The organism is Candidatus Baltobacteraceae bacterium (assembly GCA_036559195.1).
Lineage (GTDB): Bacteria > Vulcanimicrobiota > Vulcanimicrobiia > Vulcanimicrobiales > Vulcanimicrobiaceae > JALYTZ01.
Map to the genome: position 1 here is coordinate 1 of DATBTN010000041.1, position 15,753 is coordinate 15,753.

Annotated in this window: 21 protein-coding genes; 14 read left to right on the top strand and 7 right to left on the bottom strand. The window is 62.6% G+C overall.

All coding sequences use genetic code 11. The features are described 5' to 3' along the window. On the bottom strand, positions 1-661 hold a 661-nt coding region (locus VIG32_04825), incomplete at its 3' end, for an LON peptidase substrate-binding domain-containing protein (GenBank protein HEY8297329.1). A gap of 203 nt (positions 662-864) precedes the next feature. Here VIG32_04825 and VIG32_04830 point away from each other — a divergent pair. Genes VIG32_04830 through VIG32_04845 form a run of 4 tightly spaced genes read left to right on the top strand, consistent with a single transcriptional unit; the run spans position 865 to position 3,105 of the window. Next, the gene (locus VIG32_04830; protein HEY8297330.1) at positions 865-1,326 is read left to right on the top strand and encodes a hypothetical protein; all 462 of its coding nucleotides are present in this window, start codon (positions 865-867) and stop codon (positions 1,324-1,326) included. 17 nt (positions 1,327-1,343) lie between these two features. Continuing rightward, positions 1,344-1,976 (top strand): O-methyltransferase, encoded by a 633-nt coding sequence (locus VIG32_04835; GenBank protein ID HEY8297331.1) that lies wholly within the window; start codon positions 1,344-1,346, stop codon positions 1,974-1,976. Further along, positions 1,973-2,470: a flavin reductase family protein gene (locus tag VIG32_04840; GenBank protein HEY8297332.1), complete on the top strand. Its 498-nt coding sequence runs from the start codon at positions 1,973-1,975 to the stop codon at positions 2,468-2,470. The genes VIG32_04835 and VIG32_04840 overlap by 4 nt, the downstream gene beginning before the upstream one ends. After that, positions 2,467-3,105, top strand: a complete 639-nt coding sequence (locus tag VIG32_04845; GenBank protein HEY8297333.1) for an MBL fold metallo-hydrolase — start codon at positions 2,467-2,469, stop codon at positions 3,103-3,105. Before VIG32_04840 ends, VIG32_04845 begins: the two co-directional genes overlap by 4 nt. Positions 3,106-3,424: 319 nt before the next feature. On the opposite strand, the gene VIG32_04850 is transcribed toward VIG32_04845, so the two are convergent. Both VIG32_04850 and VIG32_04855 read right to left on the bottom strand, forming a co-directional pair. Continuing rightward, the gene (locus tag VIG32_04850) at positions 3,425-3,922 is read right to left on the bottom strand and encodes an iron-sulfur cluster assembly scaffold protein (GenBank protein HEY8297334.1); all 498 of its coding nucleotides are present in this window, start codon (positions 3,920-3,922) and stop codon (positions 3,425-3,427) included. Positions 3,923-3,951: 29 nt separating this feature from the next. After that, a complete protein-coding gene (locus VIG32_04855; GenBank protein ID HEY8297335.1) occupies positions 3,952-4,587 on the bottom strand; it encodes a hypothetical protein in 636 nt (211 codons plus the stop codon). 124 nt (positions 4,588-4,711) lie between these two features. On the opposite strand from VIG32_04855, the gene sufC reads away from it, so the two are divergent. The 7 genes from sufC to VIG32_04890 all read left to right on the top strand — a co-directional run bounded on the left by sufC (position 4,712) and on the right by VIG32_04890 (position 10,734). Beyond that, on the top strand, positions 4,712-5,482 hold the full coding sequence (gene sufC, locus VIG32_04860; GenBank protein HEY8297336.1) for a Fe-S cluster assembly ATPase SufC: 771 nt from the start codon (positions 4,712-4,714) through the stop codon (positions 5,480-5,482). Next, the gene (gene sufD / locus VIG32_04865; GenBank protein HEY8297337.1) at positions 5,475-6,644 is read left to right on the top strand and encodes a Fe-S cluster assembly protein SufD; all 1,170 of its coding nucleotides are present in this window, start codon (positions 5,475-5,477) and stop codon (positions 6,642-6,644) included. Before sufC ends, sufD begins: the two co-directional genes overlap by 8 nt. A 103-nt stretch (positions 6,645-6,747) precedes the next feature. Beyond that, the gene (locus VIG32_04870) at positions 6,748-7,962 is read left to right on the top strand and encodes a cysteine desulfurase (GenBank protein HEY8297338.1); all 1,215 of its coding nucleotides are present in this window, start codon (positions 6,748-6,750) and stop codon (positions 7,960-7,962) included. A 32-nt stretch (positions 7,963-7,994) separates the two neighbouring features. After that, positions 7,995-8,387, top strand: coding sequence for an iron-sulfur cluster assembly scaffold protein (locus tag VIG32_04875; protein ID HEY8297339.1), 393 nt, complete (start codon positions 7,995-7,997; stop codon positions 8,385-8,387). A 10-nt stretch (positions 8,388-8,397) separates the two neighbouring features. Then, entirely contained in the window at positions 8,398-8,739 is a 342-nt protein-coding gene (locus VIG32_04880) for a hypothetical protein (GenBank protein HEY8297340.1), read from the top strand. A 1-nt stretch (position 8,740) separates the two neighbouring features. Continuing rightward, complete coding sequence (locus VIG32_04885) at positions 8,741-9,067, top strand: DUF485 domain-containing protein (GenBank protein ID HEY8297341.1); 327 nt, start codon at positions 8,741-8,743, stop codon at positions 9,065-9,067. After that, positions 9,064-10,734: a cation acetate symporter gene (locus VIG32_04890; GenBank protein HEY8297342.1), complete on the top strand. Its 1,671-nt coding sequence runs from the start codon at positions 9,064-9,066 to the stop codon at positions 10,732-10,734. The genes VIG32_04885 and VIG32_04890 overlap by 4 nt, the downstream gene beginning before the upstream one ends. Here the strand turns inward: VIG32_04890 and VIG32_04895 are convergent. Together VIG32_04895 and VIG32_04900 are read right to left on the bottom strand one after the other, a co-directional pair. Then, complete coding sequence (locus VIG32_04895) at positions 10,731-11,492, bottom strand: hypothetical protein (protein HEY8297343.1); 762 nt, start codon at positions 11,490-11,492, stop codon at positions 10,731-10,733. The two genes, VIG32_04890 and VIG32_04895, sit on opposite strands and share 4 nt — an antisense overlap. Further along, positions 11,489-11,884: a hypothetical protein gene (locus VIG32_04900; protein ID HEY8297344.1), complete on the bottom strand. Its 396-nt coding sequence runs from the start codon at positions 11,882-11,884 to the stop codon at positions 11,489-11,491. The genes VIG32_04895 and VIG32_04900 overlap by 4 nt, the downstream gene beginning before the upstream one ends. Before the next feature lie 62 nt (positions 11,885-11,946). Between VIG32_04900 and VIG32_04905 the strand changes: the two genes are divergently transcribed. Continuing rightward, positions 11,947-12,285, top strand: coding sequence for a hypothetical protein (locus VIG32_04905; GenBank protein ID HEY8297345.1), 339 nt, complete (start codon positions 11,947-11,949; stop codon positions 12,283-12,285). Next, positions 12,176-13,018, top strand: a complete 843-nt coding sequence (locus VIG32_04910; GenBank protein HEY8297346.1) for a hypothetical protein — start codon at positions 12,176-12,178, stop codon at positions 13,016-13,018. The genes VIG32_04905 and VIG32_04910 overlap by 110 nt, the downstream gene beginning before the upstream one ends. On the opposite strand, the gene VIG32_04915 is transcribed toward VIG32_04910, so the two are convergent. Further along, complete coding sequence (locus tag VIG32_04915; protein HEY8297347.1) at positions 12,975-14,261, bottom strand: glycoside hydrolase family 125 protein; 1,287 nt, start codon at positions 14,259-14,261, stop codon at positions 12,975-12,977. The two genes, VIG32_04910 and VIG32_04915, sit on opposite strands and share 44 nt — an antisense overlap. 263 nt (positions 14,262-14,524) lie before the next feature. On the opposite strand from VIG32_04915, the gene VIG32_04920 reads away from it, so the two are divergent. Further along, entirely contained in the window at positions 14,525-15,169 is a 645-nt protein-coding gene (locus VIG32_04920; GenBank protein ID HEY8297348.1) for a hypothetical protein, read from the top strand. A 35-nt stretch (positions 15,170-15,204) separates the two neighbouring features. Here the strand turns inward: VIG32_04920 and VIG32_04925 are convergent, their stop codons facing one another. Next, entirely contained in the window at positions 15,205-15,600 is a 396-nt protein-coding gene (locus VIG32_04925) for a hypothetical protein (GenBank protein HEY8297349.1), read from the bottom strand. Positions 15,601-15,753: the final 153 nt, after the last annotated feature.

Consider the following 15,753-nt stretch of genomic DNA (forward strand, 5'->3'; position numbering starts at 1 on the left):
CGCCCTCGTCGCCGCGTTCGCGACGGGCTTCGAGTTCGATGTCGCGGCGTTCTAAAAGTTTGCGCAGTTGCGGCAAAAGGCGGCGCAGGAACGCCAATTCGACCGTGAGACGCTGTTTTGTATCGTCGAGTTCGAGCAAGCGCTGCTTCATCGTATCGGCCACCTGGAGTGCGTCGCCGACGATGAACGACGTGCTTTGCGGGTCGTCGGGAAGATCGACGTTGGCTTCTTGACCGCTGAACTCGATGATCAGTTCGATGTATTCTAAGAACGCGGCGCGCACTTGCGTGGTGAGCGGTTCCAAGCCTTCGGCGCCGGCGGCCTCCTCGACGATCGCCTCGACTTCGACGGTGAGATACGGCTCGCGGCTCACGATCTCGGTAATGCGAAAGCGTTCGCGGCCAATCGTGGAGATGTAGAAACGATCGAACGGCAATTGCGTGATTTCGAGAATCTCCGCAACCGAGCCGACCTGATGCGGCTCGACGCTCGGATCGCCCGCCTCGCGGCCCTCGCGAATCAGCACCACGCCGAAACCGACGCCTTCACCCATGCACTCGTGAATCATCTGTTTGTAACGCGGCTCGAAGACGTGTAAATTGAGCACCGCGCCCGGAAAGAGGACGGCGTTGAGCGGGAACAACCGCAGGCGCATCGGCATAGTCGAGGTCGAGGGTTCGCCCCACGTGGGAAGCGGCGCCTGCCGGGTTTAAGTCTAGAGGCGAGCCTTTACCAAGGAGGGACGCCGGTTGCGTAATCCACTCGACTCGCCCTGGGGAACGTTTGTCTGCGGAGTGCTTTTGACCGTCGCACTTTACGCCCTCGCCTGGCGCCTGGTTCCGTATTCCGTCGTGAGCGGGTAGCGTGGACTGGGTAGCGGCGCTTCTGCGCTGGTTCCACGACCTCGCCGGAATCGTATGGATCGGCTTGCACTACTACCTGGATTTCGTGCATCCGCGCGCGCGGGCGGCCGCCATGGGGATCGGCCGATCGGCGCTGATCGACGAGTTGGTTTTGCCTCGCGTCGGTTTTTATCTACGCTGCAGCGCGATTATCGCGTGGCTGCTGGGATGCGCGATGCTCGTAACCCTCACGGTGCCCGGGCGTAACGGCTTTACCGACGCGTTCTTGCTGCGCGGTCTCTACGCGCCGATCGGCATCGGTGCGTGGCTCGGCACGATCATGCTGCTGGTCGCGCTCGTGCCGATGCGTTCGCAGGACGAACGTACGGCGTTCCTGTGGACGCGGGTCAATACGATGCTCTCGATTCCGATGATCTTCTTCATGGCGTTCGGATTCTCGCATCAAGGAATCGTCGGTTTGTAGCCCCAAGAGGCACGAGCATGTACGCCGACGTTTACACCTATCTCGAGGCGACGCACGCCGAGCCGGATCCGCTGCTGCTCGAACTCGAACAGTATGGCCGCAAGGAAGAGATACCCGCCGTCTCGCGATCCCTCGGGCGGCTGCTCTCGGTCCTCGTTCACAGCATGCAGGCCAACCGCATACTCGAGATCGGCACCGCGTACGGATATGCGACGCTGTGGATGGCGTTCGCGCTCCCGCCGGCCGGAAAGATCTGGACCTTCGATCCCAACATCGAGCGTACCGACGTGGCGCGTTCGTATTTCGAGCGAGCCGGCGTTACCGAGCAAGTCGAACTGATCAACCAGCCTGCCCAAGAAATTCTGCCGACCTTTCCGCAACGCAACCTCGACATCGTCTTCATCAACGCGCAGAAGACCGAGTACGAAGAATATCTCGAGCACGTGGTGCCGATGCTCAAACTCTCGGGACTGGTCGTGGTGCACAACCTGATGCTCGGCGGGCGCGTTCTCGAAAAACCGGCTCGGGAGGATGACGACGATCTCGCGGCGATCCGGCGATTCAATAAGACCTTTCTCAATCACCCCGAGCTCGACGCCACGATCATTCCGCTCGCCGACGGCACCGGTATCGGCGCGCGCACGCGGTGAATCAGCGATCCGGCGCCGATGCCGACGCATTCAAATCCGTCATGCGCCGCTATCCGACGGGCGTCTGCGTGGTGACGAGTCTACGCGACGGCGAGCCGCGCGGACTCACCGTAAACTCCTTCGCGAGCGTCTCGACTCAGCCGCCTCTCGTGCTCATCTGCATCAATCGGGAAGCACGCAGCTACCTCTACATCTCGACCTCGAAGATTTTCTGCGTCAACATCCTGGACGGCGCGCAGCGAGAGCTCGCGGAGCGATTCTCCGGCAAGCTGCGCGAGCGGCAATTCGAGGACGTGCCGTACGACGTCGACGCGACGGGCGCCGCCGTGCTTAGCGGCACGATCGCGCATCTGGATTGCGCCGTCGAAGAGGAGCATCACGCCGGCTCCCACAGCATTTTTATCGGACGCGTGCTCTCGAGCGCGTCGCGACCCGGTACGCCGCTGGGGTACTTCAACGGCACCTTCCACGACTTCGGCATGCGCGTCGAATGACGCACGTAGAGACCTTTGCCGCCGGTATGCTCGGCTGCAACTGCACGATCGTCGCCGACGACGTAACGAAAGAAGCGATCGTCGTCGACGGCGGCGACGGAGTCGACGAAGTGGTGCGTCGGCTAGCGGCGGGCGGATTCCGAGCGCGCTATCTCGCGCACACCCACGCGCACTTCGACCACATCGGCGACCTCGGCCGGCTGCGCGAACTCACGCACGGCTTGGGATTGCTGCATCCGGCGGATCTAGCGCTCTATCGCTCACCGGCGATGCAGGCGCGCTGGGCGGGGCTGCGCGAGATGCCGCGCGTGGTCGCGCTCGACGCCGACCTGCGCGACGGCGACGTTCTGAGCGTAGGCGAGGTTCGAATGAGCGTCCTGCACACCCCGGGACACACGCCGGGAAGCGTTTGCTTCGCCTTCGAGGGAAGCGCCGAAACAACGATCCTTTCCGGCGACACGCTCTTCGCCGGTTCGATTGGGCGCTGGGATTTGGGCGGCACGTCGATGGAAGATATCGTCGCATCGATTCATCGCAAGCTGCTGGATTTTCCCGACGCAACCTCCGTCATCCCCGGACACGGCCCCTTCACCACAATCGGCACCGAGCGCAATTCCAACCCATACCTGCAATAAATCATCCACCCTTCGATAAGCGTCGTCCTTCGAAGCATGAGCTTGTTCGAAGCAGCATGATTCGGTGCGGCGCGGTCGTCCTTCGACAGGGTCAGGATGACAAGGGGGTGACTTTTTTTGTCATGCTGAGCTTGTCGAAGCATGAGCCCGTCGAAGCATGAGCTTGTTCGAAGCAGCATGAGTCGGCGCGGCGCGTCGTCCTTCGACAGGCTCCGTCCTTCGACAGGCTCAGGATGACATGGCTTGTTGTCATGCTGAGTTTGTCGAAGCATGTGCTTGTTCGATGCGGGGTTCGGCGGAGGGTGACGCGTGTTGCGGGCTAGTGGAGTTTGATGAGGACTTTGCCGTCGTCGGTCTGGGCGGCCGGCTGTTCGGCGGGGGCGGGAATGGGGGTTTCCGGTGCGCGCGCGGGCGCGGGCATCGCGCCGAAATCGGGTACGGCGCCCGATGCGACTTTGCTCTTGTAGTCGTCGATCGCGATTTTTAGCGCTTCGAGCGCGCGCTGCGGATAGTCTTTCTTCTTTTCCGGATAGCCATCGAGCTGCGTATCGATATCCGCCTCGGTGATCGCGAGCGCTTGATCGATCGTCTTACCTTTGGCGAGATCGACGACCAGGCTGCACGTTGCCGTACCGAAGCCGCATCCCGTCGTAAAATACGAGATGTCCTCGATCACCGCTCCCGGGCCGACCTTCAGAAAGAAATTGTAGAGGTCGCCGCACGAATCGCTGAAGTATTCGCCGCTCGCGGTCGCGTTCTCCATCGTCCGGAAACCGGCACGCTCTTCGACGAGTCGCTGAAATTTTGGAAAATTCATTCTACAAGGCGCTCCGCTTCAAGCAGTCGTTACGGTGTGGGGACCTTCAACTCAAACCGGCATTCGCTGCCGCCGGTTGCGAGTGATTCTTTTTGAACGTGCTCGCCGCCGATCGTCGCGTCTAGGACGTGGTGAATGACGGAGCAGACCTCCGGATGATCTTTGACGACCTCGGAGTACGGGCAGTTGTGTTCGTGCAGTTCGAAGCCGCCGTCGATCAAACTGTACTCGGCGACGACGCCGGCGTCGCGAAGCATCCCGGTGAGCTGGGCGACTTTGCCCTCGGCGTCGACGGCGGTAACCCGCTCCTTCGCACGATCGACCGTTCGCTTGGCGATGCCGTCGAAAACCGCGGCAACCGCCGATGCGCCGAATTGCTCTTTGACCTGATGCAAGACCGCGCCGAGCATCTTGTCGTACTGCTGCGGAAAAAGTTTGCCGGCCTCGGATGTGAGCGAGAACTCGTAGGTCGGCTTGGTCGGCCCCCGACGCACCGACCGCTCGAGAACCAGCCCGTCGCGCTCGAGCACGATGAGCTGTTGGCGGATCGCGTTGGGCGAGAGCCCGAACACGTGCGCCAAATCGACCGCCGATGCGGAGCGGCGCTGACGCAGCTCGGCGACGATCTTGCCTCGCGTAGTTTGGAAGAAGCGATCGGGTTGCATATTCTAGGGGGATCCTAACACGAAATCCTTAGATAGTCCAGGTTTTCCTTGACTTTCTCTGCTGCCTTCCGCTACCATAACGGGTGCACCCCCGGAGCAATCTTCTCGAAGGAGAGTCATCAGCGTGTCGGAGTCCGGCCTCGTCATCCACGATCTGCGCGCCAGCGTGGCAGATAACAGCATTCTTAAGGGCATCGACCTGACGGTCGAGCCGGGTAAAGTGCACGCGCTGATGGGGCCCAACGGGTCTGGAAAATCGACGCTCGCCTTCTCGCTGACCGGCCACCCAAACTATCGGGTCACCTCGGGCAGCGTGACGCTCGACGGCCAGAACGTGCTCGAGATGGCTTCGGACAAGCGAGCCAAGGCCGGACTCTTCCTCTCGTTTCAATATCCGGCCGCGATTCCGGGCGTGAAGGTCGCGAACTTTCTTTACGCGGCGCGCCAAGCCGTGAAACCGGGCGACCTTACGCCGGCAAAATTCCGCGCGATGCTCATGGAGAAGCTCGATATCCTCGATATGGATCCCGGTTTTTTGGGCCGCTATCTCAACGACGGCTTCTCGGGCGGCGAAAAGAAGCGTCTCGAAATGCTCCAGATGGCCGTGCTCGGGCCAAAATACGCCGTGCTGGATGAGACCGATTCGGGTCTGGACGTCGACGCACTGCGCGCGGTCGGCAAATCGGTCAACGCGATGCGCGAGAGCGCCGAGGGCAAGGATACCGGCTTCCTGATCATCACCCACTATCCGCGCATTCTGCAATACATCGTCGCCGACGTCGTGCACGTGATGATGGACGGCCGCATCGTCAAGACCGGCGGCGCGGATTTAGCCAATCGCATCGAGCGCGAAGGGTACGATAAGATCCGCGAGGAGATCGAGACACTTGCCTAGCACGCTCGTCGCTCCCGCCGGCGACGCGGTGCTCTCGCAAGAGCTCCGCACCGAGGCGCTCGAGCGCTTCTCGCACCTTCCCGCCGGTCGCGAAAAGCCCGGACGGTATTGGAAGATCGATCTGGAGACGATCGATCTCGACGCGCTTGCGTTGGGCAGCGCGCCCGCAGCCGATCCCGCAATCGACGCGTTGCCGGGGCGCGGCGTGATCGTCTGCAGTCTGCGCGAAGCCGCGCAGCGCCACCGCGAGCTCTTCGATCGCGCCTTCGGTCAAACGGCCGACGCCCGCAATCGTAAGTTTGCAGCGCTCGCAACGGCGCTCACCAACACCGGTGCGTTCGTCTACGTTCCCGCCGACGTCGCGGTCGACGAGCCGATCGTGATTCGCTACACGGCCGCCCAAAGTGCGCTTTTCCCTTACACCCTCGTGCTGGCCGACCGCGGCGCCCGCGTAACGATCGTCGAGCGCGTCGAGGCGACGATTGCCGGTGCGTTCGTCTGCGGCATCGCCGAAGTGGTCACGGCGGAGAGCGCGCAGGTCGTCTATGCCTCGGCTCAAACGCTCCCCGAAGACGCTCGCGTCTATTTCACGCGGGCGGCGCGTCCGGGCAAGGACGCGCAAGTACAGTGGGCCGCGGCCGAACTCGGCGCGGCGCTTTCGGTCAGTTCCATCGACGTCGCGATCGATTCACCGGGCGTCGACGCGCAGATCACCGGTCTGTTTTTTCCGCGCGGAAATCAACACGTCGATATGATCTCAACCGTCGAGCACAACGTCGGTAACGCCCGCTCGGAGACGCTCGTGAAATCGGCCGCGATCGGTCAGGGGCAGGCGCGCTACCTCGGAAACATTCGAATTCTCGCGCACGCTCAAGGCAGCGCGGCGTTCCTGCGCGACGATGCGCTGCTGCTCTCAAAGTCGTCGCATATCGACTCGATTCCGGCGCTCGAAATCGCCGCCAACGATGTCAAGGCGTACCACGGAGCGACCGTCGGCGCGCTCGACGAGGAGCAGTTGTTTTACATGACCAGCCGCGGCATCGAACGTCAGGCCGCGGAGAAAATGATCGCGCTTGGATTCTTCCAACCCGCGATCGATCGTTTTCCAACCGAAGCGCTGCGCGAGGAATTGCGCGGCTTGCTCGAGGCGAAGATCGGATAAGGCTGGTTCGATGAGTAGCGTCCTTCGACAAGCTCAGGATGACAAGGGTCAAGCTGGCGGTGACAAAGGTCAAACTCGCGGTGACGCGGCGAAGCTTGCGCGGATCGTGGAAGATTTTCCAATTTTGCGCGAGCGGACTTCGCGCGGGAAGCGGCTGGTTTTTCTCGACTCGGCGGCTACCTCACAGAAACCGCAGAGCGTGATCGACTCGCTCGTTGAGTACTACTCGAAATATAACGCCAACATCCATCGCGGCGTCTACGAAATTGCGGCGCGGGCGACCGATGCGTTCGAGGGCGCGCGCGCCAAAGTCGCCGCGTTCGTGAACGCGCAGAGCGAAGAGCTGATCTGGACGCGCAATACGACCGAGGCCATCAACCTCGTGGCGTACGCGTGGGGATTGACGAATCTCAAGGCCGGCGATGCGATCGTGACGACGCAGCTCGAGCATCACTCGAACCTCGTGCCGTGGCAACTGCTCGCCGAGAAGACGGGCGCCCAGCTGCGTTTCATCCCGGTCGACGATCGCGGACTGCACGTTCTGGACGATCTCGACGACCTGCTCGCGGGCGCGAAGCTCGTCGCGCTCTCGCACGTGAGCAATACCCTGGGCACCATCGCGCCGCTCGATAGCATCGTTCCCCGCGCCCACGCCGCGGGTGCGGTGGTTTTGGTCGACGGAGCGCAAGCCGCGCCGAATATGCCCGTGGACGTTAAAGCGCTCGATGTGGACTTCTACGCGTTTAGCGCGCACAAGATGTGCGGGCCGACCGGCATCGGCGCCCTCTACGGCAAGCGCGCGCTACTCGAGTCGATGCCGCCGTTTTTGACCGGCGGCGACATGATTCGCAAAGTCGGCTACGAGCATTCGACCTTCAACGACTTGCCATGGAAATTCGAAGCCGGAACGAGCAACATCGCCGACGCGATCGCGTTCGGCGTCGCCGTCGATTATCTGGCGTCGATCGGTATGGAGTGGGTGCGCGAACACGAGCGCTCGTTGATGCACTATGCGTTCGAACGCCTGCGCGAACTCGAACCTCGCGGCCTGGTCATCTACGGACCGCAGGATCCCGAGCTCGTCGCCGACGTGATCTCGTTCAACTTCGCCGATATTCACCCGCACGATCTCGCATCGATCCTGGATATCGAGGGCGTCTGCATTCGCGCCGGCCACCATTGCACGATGCCGCTAATGGAAAAGATGGGCTGGCCCGCCACCGCCCGCGCGTCGTTCTACATCTACAACACCAAAGCCGACGTAGACGCCCTCATCGAAGCCCTACAAAAAGCCGCCCAAGTCTTCAAACTCGCATGAACGCCCTACGCCCGGGACGGAGCGCCTTCTAATTGGACGACTTTTACCGCGACTATATTTTGGATCACTATCGGGCGCCGCATAATTTTGGACATCTTGAAAAACCCGATGCGGTTGCGGAGGATACCAATCCGCTCTGCGGCGATCAGATCCGCATGGAGCTTCTGGTCGGGACCGACGGAACGGTAGCCGACGTTCGTTTCTCGGGCAAAGGCTGCGCGATCAGTCAGGCGTCGGCGTCGATGCTGACCGATTCGGTGAAGGGGATGAAACTCGAAGCCGTCGCGACGCTCTCCAAAGAAACCGTGCTCGAAAACGTCGGCATCGGCATCAGTCCGACGCGCATGAAATGCGCGATGCTCGGGCTAAAAGTGCTCAAGAGCGCCGCAGTCGGCGAACTCGCAACCTGGCCGGACGAAGACTAGTCCTCCAACGATGAGCGAAGCGCTCCTCGAGCTCTTCGTGCGGCTGATCGCCGTCATGCTGTGCTGGGTCGCGGCCCTCGCGGTCTGGGATATCGGGCGCAATTCGCCGTTGCGTTTCGCGCGCGAACTGGCTCGTTCGCAGCAAGCGGCCGCGCATCTGCGTACCGGCATCCTTCGCTTCGCGGTGGGACTCATCGCGGCGTTCGTCGCATTGGTCGTTTTGGTCGAAACGCTGCCCTTCGGCACGAGCGACCTCTTCTCGGTCTACGCAATCGGCACGTTCTGCGCGGGGTTTGCAGTCGACTTGCTGGTCGGCGACGCCCTACGCGCGATCGTGCGCGGCAAGAGGTAAGATGGAGCACCACCACCTGACACCCGAAGACTGGCAGAGCATCGAGGCCGATGCCGATTTTCGCACTCTCGTGGCGATGAAACGCCGCTTCGTCGTTCCCGCAACGCTGTTTTTCCTGCTCTATTATCTCGCGCTGCCCGTCCTCGTCGGCCTCGCGCCGGCCCTGATGTCGCGCCCGGTCTTCTGGCACCTCAACGTCGCGTATCTTTTCGCGCTCTCGCAGTTCGCGATGGCGTGGATTCTGCTCGCGATCTATTTGCAGCGCGCCCGGCGTTTCGATTTTCTCGAAGCGCAAATCGTTCGCCGCGTGCGTAGCGAGTTTCGATGACGCCCACCGTCGTAATGTTCGTCGTCTTCGTGGCGATCACGCTCGTGATCACCTACGTTGCATCGGGGCGCAGTAAGACCAGCCGGGGCTTTTACAGCGCTCACCGTCGCGTGAGCGGCCTGCAGAATGGTTTTGCGATCGCCGGCGACTACATGTCGGCGGCCTCGTTTCTGGGCATCACCGGTCTGATCGCATTCTTCGGCTTCGACGGATTCATGTATTCGGTCGGCTGGCTCGTCGCTTATCTGACCGTGCTGCTGCTGGTTGCCGAGCCGCTGCGCAATACCGGGAAATACACGATCGCCGACGTCATCTCGTTTCGCAATCGCGGCCGCGGCGTGCGCGCGTTGGCGGCGATTTCGACGCTGATCATCACGCTTTTCTACATGATCGCACAGATGGTCGGCGCCGGGTCGCTCGTCAACGTTTTGATTCCGGATTTCAGCTTCAACACGGCGATCGTGGTGGTCGGCGCGCTGATGCTGCTGTATGTTACGGTCGGCGGGATGCTCGCCACGACGTGGGTACAAGTGATCAAGGCAAGTTTGTTGTTGGGTGCGAGCGCGCTGCTCTCGTGTCTCGTGCTCGCGCGCTACCATTTTTCGCTGGCCGCATTTTTCGCCGCGGCCGCGAACGCGCACGGCGCGGTCGGCGTCGGCCTGCACGCGAGCCTCCTGCAACCCGGCCTCTTCTTCTCGGGGCGCTGGGGATCGCTCGATCTGATCTCGCTCGGGATCGCGCTCGTCCTAGGAACCGCCGGGCTTCCGCACATTCTGATGCGCTTTTACACCGTGCCATCGGCAAAGGCCGCACGAACGTCGGTCGCCTGGGCGATGGTGCTGATCGGCGTCTTTTATTTGCTGACCACGTTTATGGGCTTTGGCGCGGCAACGTTGATCGGTCAATCCCGGATCGGTCCGCACGTCACGAGCGGGGAGGCGATACGCTATATCGCGCATCACCCCGCGCAGGCGCCGGCGCTCAACGCCGCCTTCGCACGCGACGGATACATCGTGCCGGTCAAGAACGACAATCTGGCGGCGATCCTGCTCGCACAGGGTCTGGGCGGCGATCTCTTTCTGGCCTTCATCGCCGCGGTCGCATTCGCGACGATTCTCGCGGTAGTCGCCGGCTTGACTATCGCGGCCTCCTCTGCGTTCGCGCACGATATTTGGTGGAATCTCGTGCGAAACGGAGAAGGCAACGAGAGCGAACAGCTCCGCGTCGCGCGCATCACCGCGGCTGTCGTTGCGATTCTTTCGATCGTCTTTGCGATCTGGCTGAAAAACTTGAACGTTGCGTTTCTGGTTGGGCTCGCGTTTGCGGTCGCCGCGAGTGCGAACGTTCCGGCGATCATTCTAACGCTTGCATGGAAGCGATTCAACCGGACGGGCACTATTTGCGGCATGGTCGCCGGTTTGGTTTCCTCGCTCGTTCTCATCGCGATCGGCCCCGCCGTGATGGGCGTCGATCCCGCCGGCGCGACGGTCCGGCATTTGATCGCCGGCACTCCGATCTTTCCGCTCTCCAATCCGGGGCTCGTCTCGGTGCCGCTCGGGTTCGCCGCCGCCATTCTCGGCACGCTCTGCTCGCGCGATCCCGAAGCCGAAGCGCTCTACGCGCAACTCGAAGTTCGAGCCAACACGGGTCTCGGCGCCGAACTCTAGGGTTTGATCGCCGTGTGATCGGTGATGCGGTTGTCGCTTAACGTAAACGAGATGAAATATTTGCCGCTGGCGGTCGCGAGATCGACGTCGACCTTGGCGGTGCCGTCGGCGTTGGACGAACTGCGCAGACCCGTTATCTGCGCGCTCGCATCGATAAACGAATCCTGATCGACCGTCCCGTTCGCAAGATATTGCTGCGCGCCGACGCGGTTGCCGTTCGCGAGCGCGTTGATGTACGCGCGCACGACGCCGGCCGGCGAGTCGGCGGGAACGGGCGGCGGCGGCTCGCTCACCGGTTTGCGCGCCACGGGCTGCGTGTGACGTTTGGGCGCCGTCGTAGCGGCCGGAGCGGGTGTTCGCAGCGGTTTGGGAACTGGCGTCGCCGTGGGTGCGGCGGTCGGCGCAGCGGTCGCAACGGGCGTACGTGATGCAACGGGCCGCGGCGTTGGAGACCCGGTCGGGACCGCCGTCGGCAGCGGCGTAGGCACCCGTATTGCCGGATGGCCCGCGATGGTGGTGCGTTCGGGGTGCGGTATCGGCGCGGGCGGCGTCGCAACGGCGACGGGCACGGGAGTCGGGCGCACGGTCTTTTGCGGCGCCGCGAGATCGCCGCGACGCAGGAAGTGCGCCAAGACGCCGCCGATGAACACGCCTAAAACAACGATCACGATAAAGAGCGGCCATACCGGAAAGCTGCCGCCGCTGCGGCCGTCGGGCGTGTATCCGGAGGATCGCCGGCGGCGCGGCGGCTCGTTCACCGGGCGTGCAGTTTCATGGAGATCCCGTCGACGATCGCCGGCGCGAGTTGCCCCACGTAATCGGCGTGATGCTCCACAAATCGAGCGGTGGCTTCTTTGAGTAACCCCGGACTCGCTTGCGCGTAGCGCAGCAGCGCAGCGATCGACTCGCTCTCGCCGGCTTCGATACTCGAAAGCGGCACGCCGGCACCTTCGGCGGCGTCTTCCGACGATTCGCCTCGCTCGCGAAACGCATCGAAGATCGACTCGACGAGCGCCGTGCGGCCGGCGGGGGTCATCGCGCGCTCGCTGCGCACGACGGCATCGGTTAGTTCGCGATCGTCCATTTTAGCGATGAATCTCTCCGCCGCATCAACGACCTCGCCCGCGGGGAAGTTCCCGAAAACGCTCATTGCAGAAATCGTTACTCCCCGACGGCAGGCGGCTCCTCGAAGTTCGCCAAAAACTTCCGGCAGTGATCCGCATCAGAGTGCCGCTCGATCTCCATTCCGTCGCGTGCAGCGGCTCCGCCGCCTTCGCACTCGCTACACCTTTGCGAATCCGCGAGCTGGTCGCGCTCGCCGTTCGTGAGGCGATCGGCGCCCGCGCGCCCTACGATAAGTTCCAACGCAACGTTCGGGCCACGCTCGCCGGTTTGGCCGACGGGCGTTTTACCGTCGACGTCGACGGCCGCACCTTTGCCGATGCAGACGAGGTCGTACTTTGCGGCGGCATCGCCAGCGTACGCTTTTACTTGCCGGCACGCGCCGCCGCCTCGGGACGCCGCTCTGAGCTGGCCACCCCCGAACGCTAAGAATCCGCCGCCCGCCACACTTCCAACGCTTGCACGACTCGCGCTGCATGCGTGCGCCCGACGGTGGTGGCAATTTCTGCTCGCAGCACTGGCCGTCGCGGGGCTGGAACTCGGGATCTCGGCGGCGGCCCATTTCGCCGCTCCCGTCGTTCTAGCGGCAAATCTCCTGGTCTCACCGGTACTGGCGACGATCGTAACGATCGCCGTTTTTGCCGATCGCACCGGCGATCTGCCGACGGCACGCGAACGAGCGGGCCGCATCGTCGAGCGGCTCTGGGCGGTGATCGTCATCGAATTCGTGCAATGGTATCTCTACGCGTTCGCGATGAGCGCGATCGCGACGTCGAGCGGGTCCGCACTGCTCCTCACGCTGGCCTTCGGAGCGTTTCTTTTCGTTCTCTCCGCGACCATCGTCTATGCCGATATCGTTGCGTGCCTCGCGCCCGTTTCATCGACCCTCACGCTCGTACCGTCGAGCTTCTATCAGAGCACGACGCTTGCGTGGCACAACTTCTCCCGAGCCCTCGCGCTTCTCTTCGTCCAGGTCGCCGTTGGAACGCTGCTCCAACTCGGCGCGCTCGGATTACACGCGCTGCACGTCCGCGGAGCCGACCTCTGGATCAACGACGTCGCCGCGACGCTGATCGCGGTACCCATCACGGCCTTCGCGACGCTCGTGTATTTGGATGTTATTTCGCAACGGCCATCGGAAGACGGCCGCCGTCGCGTTTGAGCATCAGTTGCGCGAACAGCGCGTTGGGCCAAGCGAAATCGGAGCGCGTGTATGCCTCGGGCCAATCCGCATTGAACGATTCGTGCAGTCGATGGTCGCCGACGTCCGAGACCGCAACGTAGCCCAGCACGCGTTCGATCTCGCTGGGGTCGGTGGCCGTGATCGCCTGCATCACGAGCGCGAGCGGCCAGATGTAGCCGTGGGGCGTGTGCGGACTGCCGACGCCCGCCGCGTACTTCCCAACGTAGTAGTATGGGTTTCGCGGCGAAAGCACGAAGGCGCGCGTCGCTTGATACGCAACGTCGTGCACGCCGACGTAACCAAAATACGGCATCGAGAGCAACGAGGGGACGTTCGCATCGTCCATCAGATTCGCGTGTCCGCGGCCGTCGACTTCGTACGCGTAGATGCGCCCGAACCCGGGCAGATTCACGAGCCCGTTGCGCTCGATCGCGCGTTGGATCTGAACGGACATGCCGTACGCGTTATCGGCCATCCACCGGTCGTGATAGACCCGATGCTCGACGACCGTTAGATCCCGCAGCACCGCGACCCCGAACATGTTATCGGGAATGTTGTACTGGTAGCGCGCGGCGTCGTCCGACGGGCGAAAGCCGGTCCATACGAGCCCGGTGAACGCGATGGGGCTTCCCTTCCCGCGATCGGCGAGCTCGGGATGCGTGTAATGCGAGCGCGTGGCGTGATGCTGCTCGGTGCGCAGCGTCTGAATGACCCGGTGCATCGCGCGCTGGAAATCGGGCGTGAAGATCGAGCCGTCTCCCGTCGATCTCCAATAGAGATAGGCAAACCAAATCGGATAAAGCAGCGAGTCCATTTCGAACTTCCGCTCGGCTACCCGATAGTTCAAGGTAAAGGCGTTGGCGTAGGGATCGACCTCGATGTAGCGCACCTGGCGGGCGATCGCGCCGCGCAGCATCGAGCGCACGTACGGGTCGGTGTGGGAGACGCCGATGTACGGAATCATCACCGCGCTCGAATCGCGCAACCATTCCTGGCCGATATCGCCGGTCGAGACGAACGTCGTCCCATCTTCCTGGATGATGGCGTGCCGGCTGTACGCCTCGTCGTAGGCCGTCTGATAGATGCGCTGCAGCTTGCGGGTCACCACGTCGCTGCGCTGCGTCGCCGTATCGGCGGTCGGAGCCGCACGGGCGCGCTCCGGCATTGCGGTCGCAACGACCGCGAGACCGATCGCTAGCGCAATAAGACGGGTAACGCTCATAGGCCCGACATACCCGTCTGAGGTGAGGAAGTACTCATTGTTGGGGATATCGGCAAAAATTTGTCGCGTTCGATGTTTCGCCAACCCACTATACCTGGGATAATGCTACTGTCGAACCTTCGGAACCGGCCTAGAAAGCGAGCACCACCATCACGCGCTACCGCGCTTCCACCCTCGGTCTCTGCATCGCAGCGGCGCTGTCCCTCTATGCCCCCGCCCTCGCCGACCAGCATTACGTCGTTTCGGGGAACGATAGCTATCGGATGGGCCAATCCGATTTGCAGACGCAAATAAGCTACAGCGGCACGCAGCAGCTTACGGTCACGCGCCAAGGCAAGCAGACGCGCTTTGCCGCCAACGTGCAGTACGTTCGAGTCGATCAGGGTACTCGCGCGCAAGCCAAGGCGTCGTTCGTGCAGGTGATGCTGCCCGGCGGCGAGCTTACCGACCACGCGGATGCCGATCCCGACTACTTGACCGTTCTCAACCAGCCGTTCGCGATCGAACTCGATCCGCAAACGCTGCGCGACCTGGTGCACCTGCACGGCAGCGTACCGTTCGACTTTCCGTCGCCGATCACGGGCGGATCGCTGCGGGGGTTGCTCCTGCGCGCTTCGATCGCTCGGGTTGCCGGGCGCAGCGCCGTCGGCGTCGGGTTCGATGCGACCGGACCGATGGTGGGGCCGCTGCCCGATCACCCCACCATCTCGATAGCCGGCAAAATGCGGATGCAAGGGACCGCCTACTACGCGCTGCACGGCGCTTTGCTGCTCGCGCTCGAGGAGACGCTGACCATCCGCGGTACGCTCAAGGATCGCGGTAAAGCATCCACGCCCGTCACCATCGTCTACCGACGATTGATCAAAGCCGACGGCGCGGAGCCGGCCACCACACAGGCGCAGTTTTAGGGGCCCGGTTTCCGGGCCCCTCGATCGGCGCTTCTTCAGACTCCTACCAGTTCCACGGCTAAGGGATGCGTGAACGGCATCTCGTGCATCTGCACGAGCGGTGTAAATGCGAGATGGCTCTGGTGATAGTCGATCAGCATTTCGATGCCGCGCTTGACGCAGCCGGTTTCCTCGACGTATTTTCGAAGCTTTTTCTGAAAGTACGTACGCGGATCGCGTAGGACTTTTGCATAGTACGGATCGTCTGTCAGGCTCTGCGAGCCGACGCCGTGCTCGGGGACGAGCCAGACGAACCACGGGTCTTCGTTCTTGCGGTATCCGATGAGTACGAGCGGGACGGCTCGCGATGAATCGAGATTGGGGAGAAAACTACACATCGTGTACGCGTCGAAGGCGATCTGGTGCGGTTCGATGACGTTGTCTGTTGCCATGTTCCCCCTTTTATCAGTCTGGCGAAGGATTGCGAAAAAAACAAAAAACCGCTCGGCGCGTAGCGTCCGAACGGCGGTAGGGTTTTCGCATGATCGCTGCGTGTGGCGTCATAGACCGCGCTTCTCGAAGTCGCGGCCCCGAACCTGCCCCCC

Excerpts from the sequence above, each read along its gene's own strand:
- VIG32_04835 (HEY8297331.1), top strand. The coding sequence starts at position 1,344 with ATGTACGCCGACGTTTACACCTATCTCGAGGCGACGCACGCCGAGCCG.
- VIG32_04845 (HEY8297333.1), top strand. The coding sequence starts at position 2,467 with ATGACGCACGTAGAGACCTTTGCCGCCGGTATGCTCGGCTGCAACTGC.
- VIG32_04850 (HEY8297334.1), bottom strand. The coding sequence starts at position 3,922 with ATGAATTTTCCAAAATTTCAGCGACTCGTCGAAGAGCGTGCCGGTTTC.
- VIG32_04855 (HEY8297335.1), bottom strand. The coding sequence starts at position 4,587 with ATGCAACCCGATCGCTTCTTCCAAACTACGCGAGGCAAGATCGTCGCC.
- VIG32_04880 (HEY8297340.1), top strand. The coding sequence starts at position 8,398 with ATGAGCGAAGCGCTCCTCGAGCTCTTCGTGCGGCTGATCGCCGTCATG.
- VIG32_04885 (HEY8297341.1), top strand. The coding sequence starts at position 8,741 with ATGGAGCACCACCACCTGACACCCGAAGACTGGCAGAGCATCGAGGCC.
- VIG32_04890 (HEY8297342.1), top strand. The coding sequence starts at position 9,064 with ATGACGCCCACCGTCGTAATGTTCGTCGTCTTCGTGGCGATCACGCTC.
- VIG32_04900 (HEY8297344.1), bottom strand. The coding sequence starts at position 11,884 with ATGAGCGTTTTCGGGAACTTCCCCGCGGGCGAGGTCGTTGATGCGGCG.
- VIG32_04910 (HEY8297346.1), top strand. The coding sequence starts at position 12,176 with ATGCAGACGAGGTCGTACTTTGCGGCGGCATCGCCAGCGTACGCTTTT.
- VIG32_04915 (HEY8297347.1), bottom strand. The coding sequence starts at position 14,261 with ATGAGCGTTACCCGTCTTATTGCGCTAGCGATCGGTCTCGCGGTCGTT.
- VIG32_04920 (HEY8297348.1), top strand. The coding sequence starts at position 14,525 with ATGGGCCAATCCGATTTGCAGACGCAAATAAGCTACAGCGGCACGCAG.
- VIG32_04925 (HEY8297349.1), bottom strand. The coding sequence starts at position 15,600 with ATGGCAACAGACAACGTCATCGAACCGCACCAGATCGCCTTCGACGCG.